The sequence below is a fragment of the Rathayibacter sp. AY2B9 genome, assembly GCF_002931595.1.
Lineage (GTDB): Bacteria > Actinomycetota > Actinomycetes > Actinomycetales > Microbacteriaceae > Rathayibacter.
Window position 1 is genome coordinate 41961 of sequence record NZ_PSUB01000014.1, and the last position, 20987, is coordinate 62947.

The following is a 20987-nucleotide window of genomic DNA, read 5'->3' on the forward strand; positions in this document are numbered from 1 at the left end:
GGGCTACTGCGCGGTGAGGGCCGCGATGTCGATGGTCCACACCGCGTTGTAGACGACACCCGAGACGTCCTTCGCCGCGGCGATGTTGTTGCCGGGCTGGAGCAGCGGGATGAAGGGGCCGTCGGCGTTGAGCGCGGTCTGCAGCTCCTCGAAGCGCGACTGGCGCTCGTCGTCGCTGCCGCCGGTGGCCGCGGCGTCGGCCAGCGCCGAGATCGCGGGGGCCGCACCGTCGGTCCAGCCGGAGCGGAGGCCCACGACGTCGCCCGGGGTGAAGACGAGGTAGTCGCTCGGGTCCGGGTAGTCCGGGCCCCAGTACCAGAGGCCCATGGTCTCGGTGCCGTTGCGGTAGGCGTCGAGCTCGGTGGCGACGGGGGCCGGGGCGAGCTCGACGGTGATGCCGGCGTCCTTCAGCTGCGACTGGATGCGCTGCGCGATGGTCGGGAAGTCGATGCCGTTCAGGCTGATGTCGCTCGGGAAGTTGAGCGTCACGGACTCGCCGGCGTAGCCGCTCTTCGCGAGGTCCGCCTTCGCGGCGTCGAGGTCCTGGGTGAGCGCGCCGCTCTCGGGCAGGGCGCCGAGCAGCATGCTCGGGATGACGCCGGACGCCTGGGCGGTGCCGTTGCCGGCGATCGAGACGAGGTCGTCGTAGTCGACGGCCTCCTTCACGGCCTTCACGAAGTCGGGGTTCGACGTGATCGCCGAGACGCTCGGGTTCTGGTTGAGCAGCAGGAAGATCACGTTCGCCGACGGGTCGCTGGTCACCGCGACCGAGTCGCCGAGCGCCTCCGCCTGAGTGCCCGAGAGGTCCAGCGCCACATCGGCGCTGCCGCCCTCGACGTTGATCTTCTGGGTCGCGCCCTCGACGTTCTGGATGACGACGCGGCCGTAGCCCGGGGCGTCGCCGTCGTAGTTCTCGTTCGCGGTCAGCACGACCTGCGAGGCGAGGTCGAGCGTGTCGAGCACGTACGGGCCGGAGCCGGCGGAGGTGGTGTTGAGGAACGTCTCGGCGGTGTCGGTCTCGTCGGTGGTGCCGCCGTTCTCCTTCACGACCTTCGAGTTCAGGATGCCGAGCGCCGGGTTCGCCAGGATCGCCGGCAGGGCGGGCGTGGGGTTCTCGGTGGTCAGCACCACCGTCGTGTCGTCCTTCTTCGTGACGGTGACGCCGTCGAGGAGGAACGAGGGGTTGCCCTTGAGGCCGATCACGCGCTGCAGCGAGAACACCACGTCGTCGGCGGTCATCGCGGTGCCGTCCGAGAAGGTGTGCTCGCCGTTCAGGGTGAGGGTGAAGGTCTTCGCGTCGTCGGACTGCTCGAGGCTCGCGAGGCCGTCGACGACCTGCGAGACGTCGCCGCCCTCGAAGGTGAGGAGGGTCTCGTAGAGCGCCTTGTCGACCATCTGGCCGGTCGGCTCGTACATGCGGCCCGGGTCGGCGGTCTTCAGGTCGAACGCCTTGTTGATGGTGAGCGTCGCGCTGCTGCCGTCGGCGGTGTCGACGCGGCCCGAGGAGCAGCCCGCCACCAGAAGGGCGAGGGAGACCGCCGCAGCGGCGATCACCACTCGCGTCGGGGCGGAGCGCGGGGTGCGGGTGGAGCGGACAACCATGGAGGCCTCCTGGCGAGGGTTCGGCTGGACGTGTTGCGAAACGATGGCACATCGCGACGCACTCCGTTTCCAGAGGGCCGCTATCGTGGACGAACTGCCGACCGCAGCGACGAAGGAGTGGATTATGTCGATCACCGATCCGGCCGCCGGTGCGGTCGCTGGACAAAGCGCGGGCGGGCTCGACGACCTCAATCTGCGCATCCTCGCCGTGCTGCGCGAGAACGGGCGCATCTCGATGTCCGCCCTGGCCGAGCGGGTGAACGTCTCGCGGGCGAGCGTCTACAACCGGGTCGAGCAGCTGACCGCATCCGGCGTCATCACCGGATTCTCGGCCCTGGTCGATCCGGGAAAGGTGGGGCTCGACGTCTGCGCCCTGGTGTTCGTGACGGTGCATCCGCAGTCGTGGCACCGGTTCCGCGAGGGCATCCTCCAGATGCCCGACGTCGAGTACTGCTGCATCACGACCGGCGAGCACGACGCGATGCTCCTGGTCCGCTCGCTCGACATCGGCGGCGTGCACGACTTCGTCACCGGCGTGGTCGCGGCCCGGCCCGAGGTGAAGTCGGTGGTCTCGGTCGTCGTGCTCGACGAGGTGGTGCGCAAGGCCTACCTGCTGCCCTCCGACATCCCCGACCGCTCCGGATCGACGAACCGGCTCGGCATGACGCGGTTCACCACCGCGGGGAACGGCCGCGACGCGGCGCGCTGAGCGTCAGACCTCGACGCAGATGCTGACGTGGTCGTCGCCGTCGATCTCGAACTCCTCGACGAGCCGCAGCAGGCCCTCCCCGTCGAGCTCGACGCGGCTGCCGCCGGTGCCGCTGACCACGGTCCCGCCGTCGATCAGCTGGTGCACGAACGAGACCTGCAGGGCGTCGCCGGTGCGCGTGCCCACGAACCGGCCGAAGGTCACGGTGTCGCCGACGTAGTCGCCCCAGACCACTCCGTCGCGCTCGGAGTAGTGGAACCGCGACGGCGACTCCGGGTCGACCGCACTGTTGGTCGAGGAGGTCATCACGAACTCGCGGCCGTCGAGACTGGGGGCGGTGGTGGCGTCGTTCACGTCATGGAGTATGCCGGAGAGGCCGATGTGTCCTGGCCGCACGCCGGTTTCGTCTCGTTCTTCGGGTCCGCGGCCCCCGGGGCTGGACGAAAGCGCCGTGTGCGGGTCTCTCGACGGTCCATTCGTCTGCGATCCTCCGCCGCCCGTCCCGATCCACCGAGCGACTCCGGGATCGGACGGACGATCTCCGCGGACAGGCGGCGGCGAGGCGTCCGGACTTCCCTTGCCGCCTCGATACTCCATCGACTCGTCCGTGATCGGAAACTTTCCCGTACTCTCAGGACCCGTACGGGAAATGAACCGGGGGCTCATTCGCATCCGGTTCGAATTCGACATCTTGGGGGCGCAATGGATCCGCAGCAATCGGTGAACAGTGATCGCGCCGTGTGCGCCCACGCGAGGAGCGGCGGATGACCGGGTCGAGTGCGACCGGCGCCGTGGTGAAGCGCCCCGAGTCGCGGGAGTGGATCGACTTCGCCAAGGGCGTCGCGATCAGTCTCGTCGTGCTCTACCACTCGTCGTTGTTCCTGGGATTCTTCGGCCTCGAGGGGTACGTTCCGAAGCTCCGCACTGTGCTGCTCTACTTCCCCATGCCCGTGTTCTTCTTCATCGCGGGCCTCACGGCCGCCCGGATGCTGACGTGGACGTTCGCCGAGCTGTGGCGCCGCCGGGTCCTCGCGCTGGTGTACCTCTATCTGCTGTGGTCGTTCATCCGGGTCGTCTTCTACCTCATCGTCCCGTTCTCACGGTCGGAGGCCACCTCACCGACGGACCCGCTCAACGTGCTGGTGCTCCCCATCCTGCCGTCGAGCAGCTACTGGTTCATCTGGGCTCTCGCGATCTTCAGCATCCTCGCCTGGGCGATCCGCAAGGTGCCCCGGTGGATCCAGCTCTCTGTGGCCGGGCTGCTGTCCGTCGCGTCCACGACCACGGGCCTGCTGGACACCGACAACATCGGCTGGGACCGGGTGCTCCAGAACTTCATCTTCTTCCTCGTGGCGATGTTCATCCCCCGCACGTTCTACCGCTTCGCCGCCCGCGTGAAGGTCTGGCAGGCGCTCGCGCTCGCAGTGTCCTACATCGGCATCATCGCGGTGATCGTCGCCTTCGACGCCAACCGCATTCCGGGCGTCATCCTGATCGCCAGTTCGGTCGCGATCGTCCTGGGCATCGCCGGCTCCCAGTACCTCGTCAAGGTCCGCGCACTGAAGATCTTCGTCACCATGGGGCAGCAGAGCTTCCAGATCTATCTCCTGCACCTCTTCGTGATCGCTGTCGTCGTCGCGTTCGTCCCCCTGCTCGGCGAGACGAATGTCCCGACCGGCCCGGCGACGGTCTTCCCGTTCGCCCTGACGGTGTTCTCCCTCTGGGCGTCGCTGTTCCTCTTCCAGTCGCTGCGGCGCTTCTCCTGGTTGTGGGTGAGCCCGTTCAGCACCGGCAAGTCCCAGAAGAAGCGCCTCGCCGCCAAGGAGGCGAGATCGGCCGCGGTCCAGCCCACCGCGGTCGAGTCCGCAGCTCCTGTCGCCCCGGCCGATGAGCCCGCTGACGCGGGGACTGCGAGCAGACCGGAGAAGGACTGACCGGCGAGCACCTCCCGGGCGACTCCCCGGGCGACCCTTCTGCAGGCCCGAGTCGTCTCGGGCGCTGGTGAGTCCGCCTCAGACCGGCCCGGCCCGCGCTGCTCGGTCTCGGGTGAGCCGAGGGAGCAGTCGGACGAGGACGACCATGCCGACGAGTTCCACGAGGGTCTGCGTGACGACGACGACGGGCGCGAGCGACAGCGGTGCCGGGAGCGCGAGTGCGAGGGGCAGCACGACGAGCGAGTTGCGGGTCGCGCCGCTGAACACGAGGGCGCGCGTCGCGGGCACGTCGAGTCGGAAGACGCGTCCAGCACCCAGCCCCAGAGCGGTCATGACCACGAGGAATCCCGCGTAGAGCGGGACGAGAACGAGAAGCCGGCCGGCCGAGGCGCCCACGGCGCCGGACTGGGAGGCGACGACGGTGAAGAGCGTGGCCGTCATGAGCGGCACCATGAGCCCGAGCATCGTGGACTCGACGATCCGGCCGGACACGTGTCGGCGCGCCAGGGCCTGCACCAGCCCGGCCGCGGACAGCGGCACCACGATCAGCAGCAGGAACGCCCGCGCGAACGGACCGGCGTCGACCACCGCCACCCCCGCAGGACCGATGAAGAGCACCAGATACACGGGGAGGAGGAGGATCTGCGCGAGCATCAGCAGCGGTGCGGCGGCGAGCAGCCGGTCGGACGCCCCTCCGGCGAGCCCGGCGAACACGATCACGTAGTCGATGCACGGCGTCAGGAGCACCAGGAGGACCCCGAACAGCAGCACCGGAGTGTCGGCGACAAATCGGGACAGCCCGTAGGCGACGAGCGGCACGACGACGAAGTTCAGCACCCCGACCGCGGCGAGGAAGCGGCCGTCGCGCAGAGACCGTCCGATCGCGGCGAACGGGACACCGAGGAACGTGGCGAACAGCAGCAGCGCGAGCACCGGTTCGATCGCGACCTCGAGGTGGTGCGCGGCGGGCAGCAGCAGTCCGAGAGCGGCGCCGGCGGCGATCGCGGCGAGGTAGAGCGGGATCTGGCGGTGCTCGAGCCAGGCGACGAGCGCTCTCACGACAGCAGGTCGGCGAGAAGGAGGGGCACGGGTGCAACGGTAGAGGTCCGAACCGCTTGAGGGTCGAGCGGGGGGGTGAACCAGTGACGACACACCGATCGGGGGCCCTCCGTGAACCTCGAGCACCGGTGCTCCCTCGACGTGCTCGCATCTGCCGGCCGTTCGAAGCGGCCCGCACGTGCTGTTCTGCCGCTCGTCGCGGCGGAGGGGCTTCTCCCTCGACCCCGCACCGGTGAACGGACCGGGCCGAGGCCCTCGACGATGCGGCCCGGCCGAGGATCCGCCCCCGCACGGTCCTCCCCCGTGGGACGCGCCCGGGACAAGACGCCGTCGACAGCTCTCTCCTGCGTCACTCGACGGTCCTCCTCATAAGCTTTCGCGACTTCTGGCTGAGAAGCGTGGGAAAAATACGAACGCATGATGTCGCATCAGGCGCGCAACGCCCGCTACCCGGCGTCCTGCTCCCGCAGGTGCGCGCTGATGACGGCGTTCGCGACGCGTCCGGCCGCGCTCGTCCCACCGCGCGAGTCGTCGCGCAGCCGCATGGCGAGCTCACCCGTCACGACGAGGAGGAGCTCTTCCGCGAGCCGCGGTGCCTCCTCGCCCACGAGCGGTCCAGCGAGCTCGGTCAGGCGTCCGCTCAGGGAGAGAGTGTCGGCGCGCACCGCCTCGGCGAGCTCGGCCGGAGGGTCGAGGTACTCGGCCGACGACGCGAGGAACGCGCACCAGCGGGCACCGTGCGGCCGATCCCGGAAGCGCTCGAGCGCGGGGAGGACGGCCAGCAGTCGCCCCCGATCCGAGTCGGCCCGGGCGATCTCCTCCTCCCACGTCTCGATCCACGCCGCATGCCGACGAGCGAGAGCGGCGGCGACCAGCGCCTCCTTGCTGGCGTAGCCGCGGTAGAGGGTGGCCGCTGAGACGCCGGCGAGCGCCAGGACCGCGTCGACCGGCGTCGCGGCGATCCCGCGGCTGAAGAAGAGCTCCTCGGCGGCGTCGAGCAGCTTCGCCTCGGTGCGAGGTCTGATCGAGCCGGTCTGGACTGGTGTCGCCATGGCCTCAGCTTAGACTCGCAATATGAAACGATCGTTTTCGTTCGCGGTATCGACCCCTGTTCCTCTGATCGTCGCCGCCACCGCGCTCATCGCGGCGACCTACGGGCTCGTGCGCTTCTCCTACGGTCTCCTCCTGCCGGAGATGCGCACCGAGCTCGGCTTCGACGCGGCCACCGCCGGCGCCGTCTCGGCCGGAGCGTCGCTCGCCTACTGCCTCGGAGCGGTCGTGGGATTCGTGGCCGCCTCCCGTGCGGCGCGGATCCTGGTGCTGGGCGCCGGTGCGAGCGCGGGGGCGGGGGCCCTCGGGATGGCACTCAGCCACGAGTTCGCGCCCTTCGCGGTCGCCGCGGTGGTGAGCTCCATCGGTGCCGGCCTCGCCTCCCTCGCTCTCGTGGACGTGCTCCGGAGGGGCGTCCGCCCGGGACCGCAGCGACGAGCGCAGACCATCGTGAACTCGGGAACGGGCCCGGGCCTGATCGGAGCGAGCGTCCTCGCCCTGACTCTGCTCCCGGACTGGCGCGCGGTGTGGCTCGTCGCGGCGATCGTCTCGATCGCGACCGCCCTCGCGGTCCTGGTCCTCGACGGCGTGCCTTCTTCGACCGCGGCCCCGCCCGCCCTCGCGGCGGCGTGGCTGCGGGCGCATCGAGGGCCGATCGCGGCCTCCGCACTGCTGGGCGCCGGATCCGCGGGCGTCTGGAACTTCGGCAGGACCGTGCTGGTCGAGGGAGGCAGCAGCACCGCGGAGTCGGTCGTCGCCTGGATCGTCCTCGGCATCGGCGGCGCCGTCACGATCGCCACCGCCCGCTGGACCAGTACCCTGTCGCCCCGCACCGCGTGGACCATCACCACCGCGACCCCCGCCGCGGGAACCCTGGGCCTGGCGCTCGCCGCCGGCACTCCGTCCGCCCTCGCGGCCTGCCTGCTCTTCGGATGGGGATGCACCGCCGCCACCGGGTCGCTCATCGCCTGGACCGCCGCTCTCGACTCGGACCGGGCGGCGACCGGCACGGCCCTGCTCTTCGTAGTGCTGATCGCCGGACAGGCCGTGGGCGCAGTGGGGCTCGGAGCGCTGCTCGATGGGCCGAGCACGATGGTCGCCTTCGCCGCCGCTGCTGTCGTGATGGCAGCCGCCGGAATCACCCGCCGCCAGAAGTCGCCGAATGATCGGCTGTCGGCACGGTCGTCCGGTTCGTAGTGTCGGACGTATGGATCCGCGACCGCTTCCCGCCGTCGACGCCCCGGCCACCCGTGCGCTCGAGGACGCGGGCGTGCACGATGTGGACGACGTGAGGCGGGTGGGCCTCGACCGTCTCGCAACCCTCCACGGAGTCGGGCCGAAGGCGCTCCGGCTCCTCCAGCAGGCCCTCGACGCGGACGATCCCGCTCCGTAGCGATCCCTTCCCTGCACGGTCGCCTCGACCCAGAATGGTCGGAGGCTCGGCGCGCCGGTTCCCGGGGGCGATCCGACCGCGGAGGCGACCGCCGGGGGGAACGGTGGTCGGATGAACCAGGAGGCGCGATGAAGGTCATGCTCGTGATGCGGTCCGACGGCAGCTACGCCGGGGGCGATGCGCCCGAGGACTACGCGGCCTGGGCGGACTACGACGCGTCGCTGAAGGCGGACGGCGTCCTCGTCGACTCCGGACGCTTCGCCGACGCCTCCGGGGACGTCTCCGTCGAGACGGATCTGACCGCGGCGCGAAGAGAAGGCGGCACTCCGGCCCCTTCCCGAGCGGAGGAGCGGTCAGCCCTCGTCGGCTACTACCTGCTCGACTGCCCGACCCGGGACGACGCCGTGCGGTACGCCCGCCGCGCCCCCCTCCACGGCTCGGTCGAGGTGCACGAGCAGGCGCAGTACTGAACCCAGCGCTGCGGCCGCTCGCGGCGGCCCCGGGCGGATGATGGTCGGGTGAACCGCACCGATCGTCTGTACGGGCTCGTCGAGGAGCTGCGGGCGGTCTCGCCCCGGCCGCGGAGCGCGCGCCGTCTCGCCGAGCGGTTCGAGGTGTCGGTGCGGACCATCGAGCGGGACCTGTCCGCGCTGCAGCAGGCGGGTCTGCCGATCTGGGCGGAGCCCGGCCGCACGGACGGCTACGTCATCGACGCGTCCGCGACCCTCGGGCCGGCCGGATTCACGGTGGAGGAGGCCGTCGCCGTGCTGATCGGCCTCAGCGCGCTGCAGCGCAGTCCGTTCCGGCAGGCAGCCAGGACCGCTGTCCGGAAGACGCTCGCGGTCCTGCCGGACGACGTGGCCGCCCGCGCCGGCGCGGTCGCCTCCCGGGTGCACTTCCTCGAGAGCGAGGAGGAGGCGGTCGTCCCGGCGGAGTTCGCGACGGCCCTCCGAGCGGATCGTGTCGTCCGGCTCCGCTACCGCGACAGCAGCGGCGCGGAATCGGTCCGAGACGTCGAACCGCTCGGCTCGATCGGGAAGGAGGAGCACTGGTACCTGATCGCGTGGTGCCGGCTGCGGGAGGGGGTCAGGGCGTTCCGCGGCGACCGGATGCTGTCGGTCGAGGTGACCGACGAGCGACCTCCGCAGCGCACCCTGCGAGCCGAGGACCTCGCGCTCCAGTACGGACGGCTGCGGTCCGTCGTCGACGACTGACCTGCTCCGGGGACGGCCGCCGCGGACCTCGCGGAGTCGCGGACGATCTGCGGAAACACCGACAGGACGGTGTCGCGACGACCGGCGAGCCTGGTGCCTCCACCTCGTCCCCGCCCCTGAAGGAGCCCCATGTCGTTCACCTCCCTCCGCATCGTCACCGACGACCTCGACGGCCTCGTCGCCTTCTACGAGCAGGTCGTCGGCCGACCGGCCGAGCGCCCGGCGCCGGTCTTCGCGCAGTTCACCGGAGCGGGCGCGACCCTCGCGATCGCCCGCACCTCGACGGTCGCGATGCTCGACGGCGCCGTCGTCCCTGCGGCGAACCGCTCCGTCCTGCTCGAGTTCGAGGTGGCCGACGTCGACCGCGCCTTCGCCGAGCTCGGACCCCGGAGCGAGGACGTGGTGCTCCCGCCGAGCACCATGCCGTGGGGCAACCGCTCCGCCCTCGTCCGCGACCCGGACGGGAACATCGTCAATCTGTTCAGCAGGCCCGCGGGCTGATCGGGCGCACTCCGTCGGTCCGAGCACGCTCACGCCTGGCCGGTGGGACCCGACGGGGATCGCGGAGACCACCGGGGATCCTCTCTCGCGACGCGATCCTCCCGAGCCGGCGTGGCCTCGGGCCGACCGCGACCGGTCTGCGGTTCGCAGGCGGGAGCACGGCGACTCCGTCCAGCGTGACGTCCCGACCGCACTCCGACCGGCGAGACGGCCACCCGCCGCCGGTGTCCTCGGCGGTACCCTCGCGGCATGACCTTCGTGAACGTCGGCACCCTCGGGGCCGTCCCCGGCAGACGCGACGAGCTCGTCGCCGTCCTCACCGAGCACAACGACGACCTCGTCGACGCCGGCTGCCTGCTCTACGAGGTCGGGGTCGACGACGAGCAGCCCGACACCGTCTTCGTCGTCGAGCTGTGGGAGAGCGCCGAGGCGCATAGGGCCTCCCTCGCCCTCCCCCGGGTCCAGGCCGCGATCGCGACGGCGCGCCCGCTGCTCAGCGGCGCCTTCGGCGGCTACCGCTTCGACGCAGCAGGCTCTCCCCTCCGGAGCTGACTCGCGCCGAAGGCCTGCCGGCCGTCGGCACAGGCCGACCTGGAGGGAGCGGGCCGACCGTCAACGGAAGACCTCTTCCTCTCCCGCCACCCCGACACCTCGACACCTCGACACCCCGACACCTCGAAGCGGAGCACCGTGATCAGCACGTTCCTCGTCGACCACGCCGCGCTCGTCCCGATCGCCTTCTGGATCGCGGTCGCGGTGGTCACGGCGATCGCCTGGCTGCTGCACCGGCGCGGCGCGGAAAGGTCTCTTCTCGTCCTCGCCGCGCTCGCCTTCGTCGTGGGGATCGCGCTGACCGTGTATCCGCCCGACGGGACGCCGCGGGTCTTCTGCACCGTGCAGTTCTCGGTGCCGTTCGACGGCATCGACACCCTCGCGAACATCGCGCTCCTGCTCCCCGGGGCCCTGCTGCTCGCGGTCGCGGTCGGCCGGCCCCTGCTCGTCGCCGCCGCCGTCTCCGGCCTGTCCGCCCTGATCGAGCTGGTCCAGGCGGGCGTTCCGGCGATCGGCCGCTCCTGCGACACGAACGACTGGTTCATGAACACCATCGGCGCACTCCTCGCCGCGCTCCTCGCCGCCCTGATCCTCACAGGGGAGAAGCGGCGCGGGCGTCGGCGCATGTCCCGCTGACACCGCCTGTCACGTCGCCCTGCTCTCGGCCGGGTGTCTCGGCGGCCGACATCAGCACGGGTCCGTCGATCCACGTCCCTGTGACGCGGACCTGCTCAGAGGACGGCCGACGCCACGGGTGCCGTCTCGGCGACGCCGAGGACGACCGGGCGCGACCGGGCGTCACCGGGTGCCGCGGTCGCGTCTGTCGACCGCCCCAGGAGCTGTCAAGTCTCTCCCCCGACGGCCTCGGCGCTGCGCACGCTGGGGGCATGAAGCACCTCCTCTTCGCGAACAAGACGATGCTGGTCGGAGACGACGCGGCGGACGCTCTGGTCGAGTACGGCGTCGCCCTCGCCGTGAGCAGCACGGCGGACCGCGTGGAGTACACCGGCATCGGCGGCGACGGCGGCACCGTGCAGGCGGTGTTCCTGCTCAACGCCGACGCCGCCCTGGTCGCCGAGACCACTCCCTCCGATCTCCCGGAGCCGGACAACACGGCCGAGGTCGCCCGCATCCGCGAACGCACCAGGACGCTCACGGGAGTGTTCCCCGTGCAGCCGAGCGAGGACGACGTCACCTTCGACGTCGAGCTCGAACACGGCTTCGGGTACTGACCGGCCCGCCCATGCCCTCCCTCCACGCCTCCTGGCCGACGCTCTGACCGAGGACACGGACGACGCCGAGGTCCGTCGCTGAGCGGCGTCCCGCGCCCCGCTCACGCCGGGGACGATCGCCGTGCTGCAGGCCGTCGGCTTCATCAGCGCAGCGCAGCGGGTCCCCGCCGACACGGCCCTCGCTCTCCTGCTGACGGCGGCGGAGCACGACCGGCGCGATCCGCCCGACGTGGCTCGCGATGTCCTCGCGCGCCGCCATCCCCTGGCCGATCCCGGTGACGATCGCGGCGCGTCGGTGACCCCGTGATCACCGCCCTTCCAGAGCCGTGGTCGGTCCGCCGCCGGAGGCGCTGTCTCCCGAGTCCGCGACGTGAAGCGCACCGCGCGCCGCCCGCCCCGCGCGCTGGATGCGCGCCCGCACCAGCCGCTGCAGCAGCGCGGGGTAGAGCTGGACGGCGATCGTCGACCCGAGCAGCCAGGCCGCGCCGCCCGTCGCACCCGTGACCGTCGCGGCGAGGGCGAGCGCGACTCCGACGGCCGTGCACGCGAGGTGCACCGCCTCGGAGCGGCGGGTGTGCTGATCGAGAGCGGTCAGTCCCGCGCGCGTGCCGTCGAAGCCGCGCTCGCGGGTGACGAGGCGGTTCCACCCGACGACGTCGAGCAGCCGGCCGAAGACGCCGACCCCGAGCGCTCGCAGCAGCGCCGGCTCGCGGCGACCCACGTCGAACCAGGACTGCTCGAGCGGACGCGTGCGCCCGCCGAAGGTCAGTGCCGCCCAGCTGGTGAGGACCATCTGCGCGACCGCGGCGAAGACCGGATGCGAGGGTCCGATCGCGGTCCAGCCGGCCGCGAGGAGGGCGGCCGCGAGGACGGTGGCGACGAGGATCCGGATCACGTCCGCTCCCTCCTGCTCGTGCTGCGGTGCTCGAGGCCAGTCCAGCAGATCCGCGGCATCCGTGCGCCGAGTCCTCCTCCGGACGCCCCGCGCCGGGCATCCACCGCCTTCTCGGCAGCGCTTCCTTGACACCGCCGCCGGCCGGTCATCATCATGCAGTCACGACCGGCGGCGGCGCGCCACCGGCGTCCCGACAGGAACGGTGCACCGATGCCCACCATGCTCTTCGTCAACCTGGCCGTCGCCGATCTCGCCCGGGCGAGGGCCTTCTACGAATCGCTCGGCTACTCGATCAACGAGGGCTTCAGCGACGAGAACGCCGTCAGCGTGGTGATCAGCGACACGATCACCGCGATGCTGCTCACGCGGGAGTTCTTCGCCGAGTTCACCAGCAAGCCGATCATCGACGCCACCACCTCGACCGAGGTGCAGCTCGCCCTCAGCGCCGACAGCAGGGAGGAGGTCGACACCCTCCACGGTAAGGCCCTCGCCGCGGGCGCGACCCCGGCCGGCGAGCAGGACCACGGGTTCATGTACTCGAAGAGCTTCGACGACCTCGACGGCCACCACTGGGACTTCGTCTGGATGGACCCGGCGGCCGCGGCAGGCGGTGCGCCGGAGCTGTCCGTCGAGGAGATCCGGGCGAACACGACGCACAGCTGAGTCACGACACGCGGACTCCGAGCGGTCGACGTCCACGACCCGCGACGGCGCGCCCTCGCAGTCACACTCCGTCACGATCCGGCGCGCACTCCCCTCGGCCTGACAGGCTCCCGGCATCCGCCTTCCGGGCGTCTGGACAGGAGCACACCGTGACGATCACTGCACCGGCGACCACCGCGACCACTGCACCGGCGACCACCGCGACCATGACCTCCGCGCCCGCACCCCGTGCCTCCGCGGCGGCCGGCTTCTCCACGCGCCAGGTGCACGCCGGTGCCGCGCCCGACGGCGCCCACGGGGCGCGCGTCACCCCCGTGCACCTCAGCGCCGGCTTCGTGTTCGACAGCTTCGAGCACGCCCGCGAGCGGTTCGCCGGCGAGGACGAGGGCTATCTCTACACCCGCAACGGGAACCCGACCACCGAGGAGGTCGAGCGTCGGCTCGCCGATCTCGAGGGCGGCGCCGAGGCGATCCTGGTGGCGAGCGGCCAGGCGGCGACCGCCTCCGCTCTCCTGGGGATGCTGCAGGCCGGCGACCGGGTGCTCTCGTCGCGCCGCTTGTACGAGGGCAACCGCGGACTGCTGGTGCAGAACTTCGGTCGGCTCGGGATCGGCGTGGACTTCGTCGACGACGCGTCGGACCTCGGCGAGTGGGAACGGCGGATCGGGCCCGACACCCGGGTCCTCTTCGGCGAGCCGATCCCGAACCCGAAGAACGATCTGCTGGACCTCCCGGCGCTGGCCGCGATCGCGCATCGGCACGGGCTGCCGTTCGTGGTCGACAACACGCTCGCGACCCCGTACCTCCTCCGCCCGATCGAGCACGGGGCCGACGTGGTCGTGCACTCGACCAGCAAGTTCCTCGCCGGGCACGGCTCCGCCCTCGGCGGCGTGATCGTCGACGCCGGCACGTTCGACTGGGCGGCGCGCCCCGCGCTCTTCCCGCACCTCAACCAGGAGGAGCGGTCGTTCGGCGGCCGCAGCTGGACCGAGCAGCACGGCCGGCGCGCCTTCGTCTCGTACACGCGGGACATCGTGGTCTCCCGCCTCGGACCGACGCCGTCACCGCTGAACTCCTTCCTGCTGCGGCAGGGCGTCGAGACGCTGTCGCTGCGGGTCGAGCGGCACTCCGCGAACGCCCTCGCCGTCGCCCGCTTCCTCGAGGGGCGGCCCGAGGTCGTGTCGGTCGACTACTCCGGCCTGGAGTCGAGCCCGTCGTTCGCCCTCGCGCAGCGGCTGCTCCCCCGCGGGCAGGGCTCCGTCTTCTCCTTCACCGTGGCCGGAGGCGAGGCGGGCGCGGCCGCCTTCATCGACGCCGTCGAGCTGTTCAGCCACATGACCCACCTCGGCGACGTGCGCTCGCTGGTGCTGCATCCCGCGTCGACCACCCACGCCGGACGCACCCCCGCCGAGCGCGCCGCCGCCGGGATCCACCCCGGGCTCCTCCGGCTGTCGATCGGGATCGAGGACGTCGACGACCTCCTCCGCGACCTCGAGCGCGGGCTCACCGCGGTGCGCGAACGCGCCCTCCCCGCGCTCGCGGAGGTGTGAGCGTGGCGCGCCGTCAGCACTTCGGCTGGTTCTTCTCCCGGGGCTTCGGACCGCAGGGATGGGGGCACCCCTACCGGGAGTGGAACCACGACTGGACGAAGCCCGGCCTCTACCAGCAGTCGGCCCGCGAGCTGGAGCAGGCCGGCTTCGAGCTGATCGTGATGGAGGACGCCGTCTCGCTCGGCTCCCCGGAGACGCTCGACCTGCGGGTGCGGGGAGCGTACGGCGGGCCGAAGCACGATCCGCTCCTCCTGGCGCCGTACCTGTTCGCAGCGACCGAGCGGATCGGGCTGGCACCGACGATCAACGCCGGCATCACGCCCCCGTACCTCGCCGCCCGGCAGGCGGCGACCCTTCAGCACCTCAGCTCCGACCGCTTCGGGATCAACCTGGTCACCGACGTCGGCAGCGCCCGCCACGTGGGGCTGGAGCCGCTGTCGCACGACGCGGCCTACGACCGGGCCGACGAGTGGATGGCGGTCGTCCGCCGGCTCTGGCGCAGCTGGGGCGAGGGCGCGCTGGTCGCCGACCCCGGGTCGGGCCGCTACGCCGACGGCACCCGGATCGACGCGTTCCGGCACCGCGGGGAGCACTTCCGCGTGGACGGCCCCCTCAACGCCGTCCCCTTCGAGAACGGCGACCCGATCGTGGTCTCCCCCGGCGGCTCGCCCCGCGGGCTGGCTTTCGCCGGCACGCAGTCGGACGTGCAGCTCGCTCTCGCACCGCTGGAGGCCCGGGCGGTGCGCGACTACCGGGCGCGCGTGCTCGCCGCGGCCGAGCAGCACGGGCGGACGGCGGACGACCTGCGCGTGCTCTTCGTCGTGAAGCCCGAGATCGTGTCGAGCCCGGAGGAGGCCGCGCGCGTCGTCGAGGCGTCGCGCCACCCCGACGAGGACGCGCTGCGGCGGATCGCGCTCGGCTGGTCGAGCGACCTGGAGACCGACCTCACCGGGCTGGACCTGGACCTCCCCGTCCCGCGGTCGGTGTTCGGCGAGCACGTCTCGCACGGCACCATCGCCGGCCTGTACGGCGGCACGGAGGACGCTCCGCTGCGGGAGCTGCTCATCAGGAAGGCGCGCAAGGGCCGCGTCGCCGAGCGCGCCGGCTTCGTCGGCACCGCGGAGGAGTTCGCCGACTTCGTCGAGGAGCTCGGCGACGACGGCGGCAGCGACGGGCTCCTCCTCTCCGGGGACCTGCACCCGGTCACCCTGCACCGGATGCTCGACGACCTCGTCCCCGTGCTGCGCCGCCGCGGGATCCTCCGCGACGAGCTCGCTCCCGGCGGGACCCGCGCCAACCTCTTCGGGACGTAGGGGACCCGCCCCCGCCCCAGTCCCTCCTACCGATCGGCCGATCATGACGAACGAACCCGCCTTCAGCATCACCCTCACCCCCTTCGACGTGGACTACTCGCCGGCCCGGAGCTCCCGGATCACCACCAACTTCGCGAATCTGGCCCGCGGCGAGCGCCGCCGGGAGAACCTCCGGACCGCGCTGCGGATGATCGACGACCGGTTGAACGATCTCGTGCCGGGCGACGATCCGAGCCGCGGCCGCTACACGGTCGGGCTCGACATCGTCTCCGTCGGGCTGCGGCTCACCAGGGACGGCGAGGACCGGGAGTTCCCCCTGCTGGAGGTCCTGCGCACCCGGATCCTCGACCGCCGCACCGGCCGATGTCAGCCGGGGACACTGGGGAACAACTTCTCCTCCTACCTCCGCGACCACGACTTCAGCGTGCGGCTGCCGGCGGTCAACGCCGCGCAGGCCGGCTTCACCGTCCCCGACGACTTCGGCGTCCTGCACGGCGCGCTCTTCCAGCACTTCCGGTACTCCGCGCAGTACGCGGAGCTCTCGTCGACGCCGCCCGTCATCTGCATCAGCGTCTCGACGAGCAGGACGTACCGGCGCACCGGGACCCTCCATCCGATCCTCGGCGTCGAGTACCGGCAGGACGAGCTCTCGCTGACCGACCGGTACTTCGCGGAGATGGGCCTCGGGGTCCGCTTCTTCATGCCGCCCGGCAGCACGGCGCCGCTCGCGTTCTACTGCGGCGGCGACCTGCTGGAGGACTACTCGGACCTCCAGCTCATCGCCACCATCAGCACGATGGAGACGTTCCAGAGGATCTACCGGCCCGAGATCTACGGCGCGCGCTCGGCCGCCGCCGACGTCTACCGGCCGGACCTGGAGCAGCAGGACTACGTGCGGCCCGCGGTCTCCTACGACCGCGAGGAGCGCGGCCGGCTCGCGGTCGAGCAGGGGCGGTTCGCAGAGGAGCACCTCATGAAGCCGCACGGGGAGCGGCTGCGGCAGTGGGCCGCCGGGTACGCGGGAGCGGTCCGATGAGCGCCCGCGGATCCTCGACGTCCCTCCCGCTCCTGCCCACCTCGATCGCCGGCAGCCTGCCGAAGCCGTCGTGGCTCGCGCAGCCGGAGACCCTGTGGTCCCCGTGGCGCCTGACCGGCGACGCCCTGGCCGAGGGCAAGCAGGACGCCCTGCGCGCCGCTGTCCACGAGCAGCACCACCGGGGCCTGGACATCGTCAGTGACGGGGAGCAGACCCGCCAGCACTTCGTCACGACGTTCATCGAGCACCTCACGGGCGTCGACTTCGAGCGGCGCGAGACGGTGCGCATCCGCGACCGGTACGACGCGAGCGTGCCGACCGTCGTCGGCGCCGTAGGGCTCGAGAGGCCCGTGTTCGCCGACGACGCCCGGTTCCTGCGCGAGCAGACCGATCAGCCGATCAAGTGGGCGCTGCCCGGCCCGATGACGATGATCGACACCCTCTCCGACCGGCACTACGGGAGCCGCGAGAAGCTGGCGTGGGAGTTCGCGACCATCCTCAACGAGGAGGCGCGAGCCCTCCAGGACGCCGGAGTCGACATCGTCCAGTTCGACGAGCCCGCCTTCACCGTCTTCTTCGACGAGGTGCACGACTGGGGTGTGGCCGCGCTGGAGAGGGCGGCGGAGGGACTCCGCATCGAGACCGCGGTGCACATCTGCTACGGCTACGGGATCAAGGCGAACACCGACTGGAAGGCGACCCTCGGGTCGGAGTGGCGGCAGTACGAGGAGTCGTTGCCGCTCCTCCAGCAGTCCTCGCTCGACATCGTCTCGCTGGAGAGCCACCACTCCCACGTGCCGATGGAGCTGATCGAGCTCGTCCGCGGCAAGAAGGTCATGCTCGGAGCGATCGACGTGGCGAGCGGGACCGTCGAGACGCCCGAGGAGGTCGCCGACACCCTGCGACGCGCCCTCCGGTTCGTCGACGCGGACCTGCTCCTCCCCAGCACGAACTGCGGCATGGCACCGCTGCCCCGCGACCTCGCCTGGGGGAAGCTCAGCGCGCTGAGCGCGGGAGCCTCGATCGTCCGCGAGGAGCTCGCGCCCTGACCGGCCTCCGGGGAGACGGGTCGCGGCCGGCCCGTCTCCCCGCACGTCCCGCCCGCCTCACCCCTCCGCTCGCGCCTCCTGCGCCGCGATGTCCTTCATCGCCAGGTCCGCCCGGCGGAACTGGTCCGTCTCCGGAAGCGCGAGGTGCAGTCCGGCGACGGTAGTGAGCGAGACCGTCACCTCGGCCACGGTCACGTCGAGGACGTGCCCGCCCTTCTCGCGGGCGTCGTCGACGTAGTGCAGGTGGTACCCGGGGACCGACACGGCCTGCTCGAACTGCGGAGTGCGGAAGCCCGCGATCGTGCCGCGGGTGTCGGCGATGCCGGTGACGCTCTGGTGGGCGGTCGCCTCGATCAGGGGCGGGTACGGCTCGGTCTGCGCGCCCACGGTCCGGGTTCGGACCTCGGTGAACCGGCCGTCGATCCGCAGGGCGACGGGGATGTTCCCGCCGTCGACCGCGTCGTCGATCAGCCGGGTGAGGCCGGCGAGACCGGTCGGCTCCTCCACCGTGAACGTCGTGGTCGCGTGGAAGGGCAGCACGGCGGCGAAGGGCGTCCGGTCGTCGCCGTCCGCGACCTGGACGGAGCCGTCGCTGCGCAGGTGGTAGCAGACGCCGTCGACGATCACCATCTCGCCGTCCAGGTGGTTGAAGGTGCCCAGCCCGAGGTCGCCGTGGGTGAGCAGCTCGCGGATCGTCAGGTCCCCGTCGTAGACCCCGGCCAGCAGCGCGGCCATGGTCGAGCTCTGGTAGATCGCGTAGTCGTCGGTCGAGTCGACCGTGTGCGTGCTCATTCGAAGGCGTCCTCGACCAGGTGGGCGGCGATGTCGACGTTGCGGCTGTAGTCCACCGCGACGTCGATGATCGAGACGCCCGGCTCGGCGAGAGAGGCGCGGAACGCCTCCTCGAACTCGGCGAGGCCGCTCACCCGCCTGCCCGTGGCGCCGAACGCCGCCGCGAACTTCTCGATGTCGTAGTCGCCGAGCTGGACCCCGGATTTGCGGCCGTACTTCAGCAGCTGCTGGAAGCCGACCATGTCGTAGGTGTCGTCCCGCATGATCACGTGCGTGAACGAGAGGCCGAGCCGCGTCGCCGTCTCGATCTCCGTCGCGGAGAACAGGAAACCTCCGTCGCCCGAGACGGAGACCACCGGGGTCCCGGGGCGCAGGACGCTCGCCGCCATGCCCCACGGGAAGGAGACGCCGAGGGTCTGCTGCCCGTTCGAGAAGAGCAGGTGCTTGGGCTCGTACACGCGGAAGTGCCGGGCCATGAAGATGTAGTTCGAGCCGATGTCGCAGGCCACGGTGGCGTCGTCCGAGAGCAGGTCGCGCATCAGGAGCACGAGGCGGGCGGGATCGACGGTCCCGGGAGCCGCCTCGGCCGTCCGCGCCGCGTCGTCGATCCGCTCCAGCTCGCTCCGGTGCCGGGCGACCCGGTCGGCCGCGTCCTCGTCGAGCTGCAGGCCGGAGACGAGGGGCGTGAGGGCCGCGACCGTCTGCGCGAGATCGCCCTTCAGCTCCAGCGCCGGCAGGTAGTGGTTGTCCAGCGGGGCGTCGACGGAGTCGATGTGGACGATCCGGCGGTCGACGTCGCTGTTCCAGATCACCGGGTCGTACTCGACGGCGTCGTAGCCGATCGCGACGACGAGATCGGACTCGGCGAGGGCGAGGTCGGCGGGCTGGTTCTTGAAGAGGCCGACGCGGCCCAGGTAGTGGTCCTCGAGCTCGCGGGAGACGAGGCCGGCCGCCTGGAACGTCTCGATCACCGGCAGCTCCGTCTCGCTGATCAGGGCCCGCAGGGCCGCGACGGTCTCCGGCTCCGACGCGCGGAGGCCCACGAGGAGGACGGGCCGCTCCGCGGTGTTGATCAGGTCGGCGGCGTGGGTGAGGTCCTCGGCGCGCGCCGGACCGCTCGTCGGCCCCGTGGCCGCCCGGGTGATGACCTGCGAGGTCGGCGCGGCCATCACGCTGGCCGAGAGGACGACCGCCGCGGCGCCTCGGGGCTCGGTGACGGCGGCGCGGAAGGCGTTGCTGACCGCCTCCGAGACGTCGTCCGGATCCGTCGACTCGACCGTGTACTTCGTCACGGTGGAGAGGAAGGCGGCCGCATCCATCGACTGGTGCGTGCGCTTGAGGCGGTCGGAGAGCTGCACGGCCCCGGCGAGCGCGACGACCGGGTCCTGCTCCGTGTTGGCCGTGAGCAGGCCGGTGGCGAGGTTGGTCGTGCCGGGGCCGGAGGTCACGAGGACGACACCCGGGCAGCCCGTGAGCCGTCCCACCGCGGCGGCCATGAAGGCGGCGTTCTGCTCGTGCCGGCAGACGATCAGCTCCGGCCCCTCGTCGGCGAGGACGTCGAAGACCGCATCGATCTTCGCTCCCGGGATCCCGAAGACGTACTTCACGCCGTTGGCGGTCAGGGTCTCGATCACCCGCCGTGCACTGCGCGTCTCGACGTTCGGCTGCTCCATGGTCCGCTCCGCTCTCTCCTCGGTTGTACCGACGAGCGTAGGAACGGGGGCACCCGGAGCGACCCGGTCAGATGACTCGTTCCCACCGGTGCATCTCCGGCGGCGTACCGATCGCAGTGACGGTGCGCTCGGGCGGGACACGCTCGGCTCCCCCGCCGACGGTCTGCTCGGAGAGTCGTCCGACGCTCGCCGCGACGTCCCCGGTCGTGATGGACTTGCCCGCATGATGATCTCTCCGCGCGAGTCCGCGCACGACACGAAGGCAGGCGTCTGATGGCCGAGGAGCGCGCGATCCTCGCGGGCGGATGCTTCTGGGGGCTCCAGGAGCTCATCCGCGACATGCCGGGCGTCTTCAGCACCCGCGCCGGGTACGCCGGCGGCAGCACGCCGAACGCGACCTACCGCCACCACGGCGACCACGCGGAGGCGGTCGAGATCGAGTTCGATCCCGAGCAGCTCTCCTACCGCGACCTGCTCGAGTTCTTCTTCCAGGTGCACGACCCGACGACGAAGAACCGTCAGGGCAACGACATCGGCACGGCCTACCGCTCCGTGATCCTCTTCCTCTCGCCTGAGCAGGAGAGGGTCGCGCGCCAGACGATCACCGAGATCGACGCGTCGGGCCGCTGGCCCGGACCGGTCGTCACCGAGGTCGAGCCCGCCGGCGAGTTCTGGGACGCCGAGGAGGAGCACCAGGACTACCTGCGCAAGCACCCCGGCGGCTACACCTGCCACTGGGTCCGGCCGAAGTGGGCGCTCGACGCCTGATC

The 20987-nt window shown here is 71.5% G+C and carries 24 protein-coding genes; 17 read left to right on the plus strand and 7 right to left on the minus strand.

Going from position 1 to position 20987, the window contains the following annotated elements; all coding sequences use genetic code 11:
- Positions 1–3: 3 nt before the first annotated feature.
- The gene (locus C5C25_RS12890; RefSeq protein WP_104223258.1) at positions 4–1602 is read right to left on the minus strand and encodes an ABC transporter substrate-binding protein; all 1599 of its coding nucleotides are present in this window, start codon (positions 1600–1602) and stop codon (positions 4–6) included.
- Between the two features lie 124 nt (positions 1603–1726).
- Between C5C25_RS12890 and C5C25_RS12895 the strand changes: the two genes are divergently transcribed.
- Complete coding sequence (locus tag C5C25_RS12895; protein ID WP_104223259.1) at positions 1727–2311, plus strand: Lrp/AsnC family transcriptional regulator; 585 nt, start codon at positions 1727–1729, stop codon at positions 2309–2311.
- A 3-nt stretch (positions 2312–2314) separates the two neighbouring features.
- Here the strand turns inward: C5C25_RS12895 and C5C25_RS12900 are convergent, their stop codons facing one another.
- Positions 2315–2665 (minus strand): hypothetical protein, encoded by a 351-nt coding sequence (locus C5C25_RS12900; RefSeq protein ID WP_258060307.1) that lies wholly within the window; start codon positions 2663–2665, stop codon positions 2315–2317.
- A gap of 410 nt (positions 2666–3075) precedes the next feature.
- Between C5C25_RS12900 and C5C25_RS12905 the strand changes: the two genes are divergently transcribed.
- Positions 3076–4245: an acyltransferase family protein gene (locus C5C25_RS12905; protein ID WP_104250843.1), complete on the plus strand. Its 1170-nt coding sequence runs from the start codon at positions 3076–3078 to the stop codon at positions 4243–4245.
- A 78-nt stretch (positions 4246–4323) separates the two neighbouring features.
- On the opposite strand, the gene C5C25_RS12910 is transcribed toward C5C25_RS12905, so the two are convergent.
- Both C5C25_RS12910 and C5C25_RS12915 read right to left on the minus strand, forming a co-directional pair.
- Positions 4324–5304, minus strand: a complete 981-nt coding sequence (locus C5C25_RS12910) for an arsenic resistance protein (RefSeq protein ID WP_104250844.1) — start codon at positions 5302–5304, stop codon at positions 4324–4326.
- Between the two features lie 446 nt (positions 5305–5750).
- Positions 5751–6356, minus strand: coding sequence for a TetR/AcrR family transcriptional regulator (locus C5C25_RS12915; protein WP_104250845.1), 606 nt, complete (start codon positions 6354–6356; stop codon positions 5751–5753).
- Positions 6357–6378: 22 nt separating this feature from the next.
- Here C5C25_RS12915 and C5C25_RS12920 point away from each other — a divergent pair, with 22 nt between their 5' ends.
- The 9 genes from C5C25_RS12920 to C5C25_RS12960 all read left to right on the plus strand — a co-directional run bounded on the left by C5C25_RS12920 (position 6379) and on the right by C5C25_RS12960 (position 11553).
- A complete protein-coding gene (locus C5C25_RS12920) occupies positions 6379–7551 on the plus strand; it encodes an MFS transporter (RefSeq protein ID WP_104250846.1) in 1173 nt (390 codons plus the stop codon).
- 10 nt (positions 7552–7561) lie between these two features.
- Positions 7562–7747, plus strand: a complete 186-nt coding sequence (locus tag C5C25_RS12925) for a DNA-binding protein (RefSeq protein ID WP_104250847.1) — start codon at positions 7562–7564, stop codon at positions 7745–7747.
- 128 nt (positions 7748–7875) lie between these two features.
- A complete protein-coding gene (locus C5C25_RS12930; RefSeq protein ID WP_104250848.1) occupies positions 7876–8217 on the plus strand; it encodes a YciI family protein in 342 nt (113 codons plus the stop codon).
- A gap of 48 nt (positions 8218–8265) precedes the next feature.
- Entirely contained in the window at positions 8266–8961 is a 696-nt protein-coding gene (locus C5C25_RS12935; RefSeq protein WP_104250849.1) for a YafY family protein, read from the plus strand.
- Positions 8962–9090: 129 nt separating this feature from the next.
- A complete protein-coding gene (locus C5C25_RS12940) occupies positions 9091–9462 on the plus strand; it encodes a VOC family protein (protein ID WP_104250850.1) in 372 nt (123 codons plus the stop codon).
- A 249-nt stretch (positions 9463–9711) separates the two neighbouring features.
- On the plus strand, positions 9712–10014 hold the full coding sequence (locus C5C25_RS12945; RefSeq protein WP_104226533.1) for a putative quinol monooxygenase: 303 nt from the start codon (positions 9712–9714) through the stop codon (positions 10012–10014).
- Between the two features lie 138 nt (positions 10015–10152).
- A complete protein-coding gene (locus tag C5C25_RS12950; protein ID WP_181133700.1) occupies positions 10153–10650 on the plus strand; it encodes a VanZ family protein in 498 nt (165 codons plus the stop codon).
- 251 nt (positions 10651–10901) lie between these two features.
- The gene (locus C5C25_RS12955) at positions 10902–11246 is read left to right on the plus strand and encodes a hypothetical protein (RefSeq protein WP_104250852.1); all 345 of its coding nucleotides are present in this window, start codon (positions 10902–10904) and stop codon (positions 11244–11246) included.
- Between the two features lie 121 nt (positions 11247–11367).
- Entirely contained in the window at positions 11368–11553 is a 186-nt protein-coding gene (locus tag C5C25_RS12960; protein ID WP_104247105.1) for a hypothetical protein, read from the plus strand.
- On the opposite strand, the gene C5C25_RS12965 is transcribed toward C5C25_RS12960, so the two are convergent.
- Complete coding sequence (locus C5C25_RS12965) at positions 11554–12141, minus strand: hypothetical protein (protein WP_104250853.1); 588 nt, start codon at positions 12139–12141, stop codon at positions 11554–11556.
- A 210-nt stretch (positions 12142–12351) separates the two neighbouring features.
- Between C5C25_RS12965 and C5C25_RS12970 the strand changes: the two genes are divergently transcribed.
- The 5 genes from C5C25_RS12970 (at position 12352) to C5C25_RS12990 (ending at position 17752) form a co-directional block, all read left to right on the plus strand.
- Positions 12352–12804 carry a VOC family protein gene (locus C5C25_RS12970; protein WP_104250854.1) on the plus strand — a complete coding sequence of 151 codons (453 nt, stop codon included), beginning with the start codon at positions 12352–12354 and terminating at the stop codon, positions 12802–12804.
- Positions 12805–13010: 206 nt separating this feature from the next.
- Positions 13011–14354 carry an O-acetylhomoserine aminocarboxypropyltransferase/cysteine synthase family protein gene (locus C5C25_RS12975; protein ID WP_104250874.1) on the plus strand — a complete coding sequence of 448 codons (1344 nt, stop codon included), beginning with the start codon at positions 13011–13013 and terminating at the stop codon, positions 14352–14354.
- Positions 14355–14356: 2 nt separating this feature from the next.
- The gene (locus C5C25_RS12980) at positions 14357–15667 is read left to right on the plus strand and encodes an LLM class flavin-dependent oxidoreductase (protein ID WP_104250855.1); all 1311 of its coding nucleotides are present in this window, start codon (positions 14357–14359) and stop codon (positions 15665–15667) included.
- 43 nt (positions 15668–15710) lie between these two features.
- Positions 15711–16703 carry a putative oxygenase MesX gene (locus C5C25_RS12985; protein WP_104250856.1) on the plus strand — a complete coding sequence of 331 codons (993 nt, stop codon included), beginning with the start codon at positions 15711–15713 and terminating at the stop codon, positions 16701–16703.
- The gene (locus tag C5C25_RS12990; protein ID WP_104233986.1) at positions 16700–17752 is read left to right on the plus strand and encodes a methionine synthase; all 1053 of its coding nucleotides are present in this window, start codon (positions 16700–16702) and stop codon (positions 17750–17752) included. The genes C5C25_RS12985 and C5C25_RS12990 overlap by 4 nt, the downstream gene beginning before the upstream one ends.
- 57 nt (positions 17753–17809) lie before the next feature.
- Here the strand turns inward: C5C25_RS12990 and budA are convergent, their stop codons facing one another.
- Both budA and alsS read right to left on the minus strand, forming a co-directional pair.
- Positions 17810–18544: an acetolactate decarboxylase gene (gene budA / locus C5C25_RS12995; protein ID WP_104223295.1), complete on the minus strand. Its 735-nt coding sequence runs from the start codon at positions 18542–18544 to the stop codon at positions 17810–17812.
- Positions 18541–20217, minus strand: coding sequence for an acetolactate synthase AlsS (gene alsS, locus C5C25_RS13000; protein WP_104250857.1), 1677 nt, complete (start codon positions 20215–20217; stop codon positions 18541–18543). Before alsS ends, budA begins: the two co-directional genes overlap by 4 nt.
- Before the next feature lie 273 nt (positions 20218–20490).
- Here alsS and msrA point away from each other — a divergent pair, with 273 nt between their 5' ends.
- Positions 20491–20985 carry a peptide-methionine (S)-S-oxide reductase MsrA gene (gene msrA, locus C5C25_RS13005; protein ID WP_104226547.1) on the plus strand — a complete coding sequence of 165 codons (495 nt, stop codon included), beginning with the start codon at positions 20491–20493 and terminating at the stop codon, positions 20983–20985.
- Positions 20986–20987 lie beyond the last annotated feature (2 nt).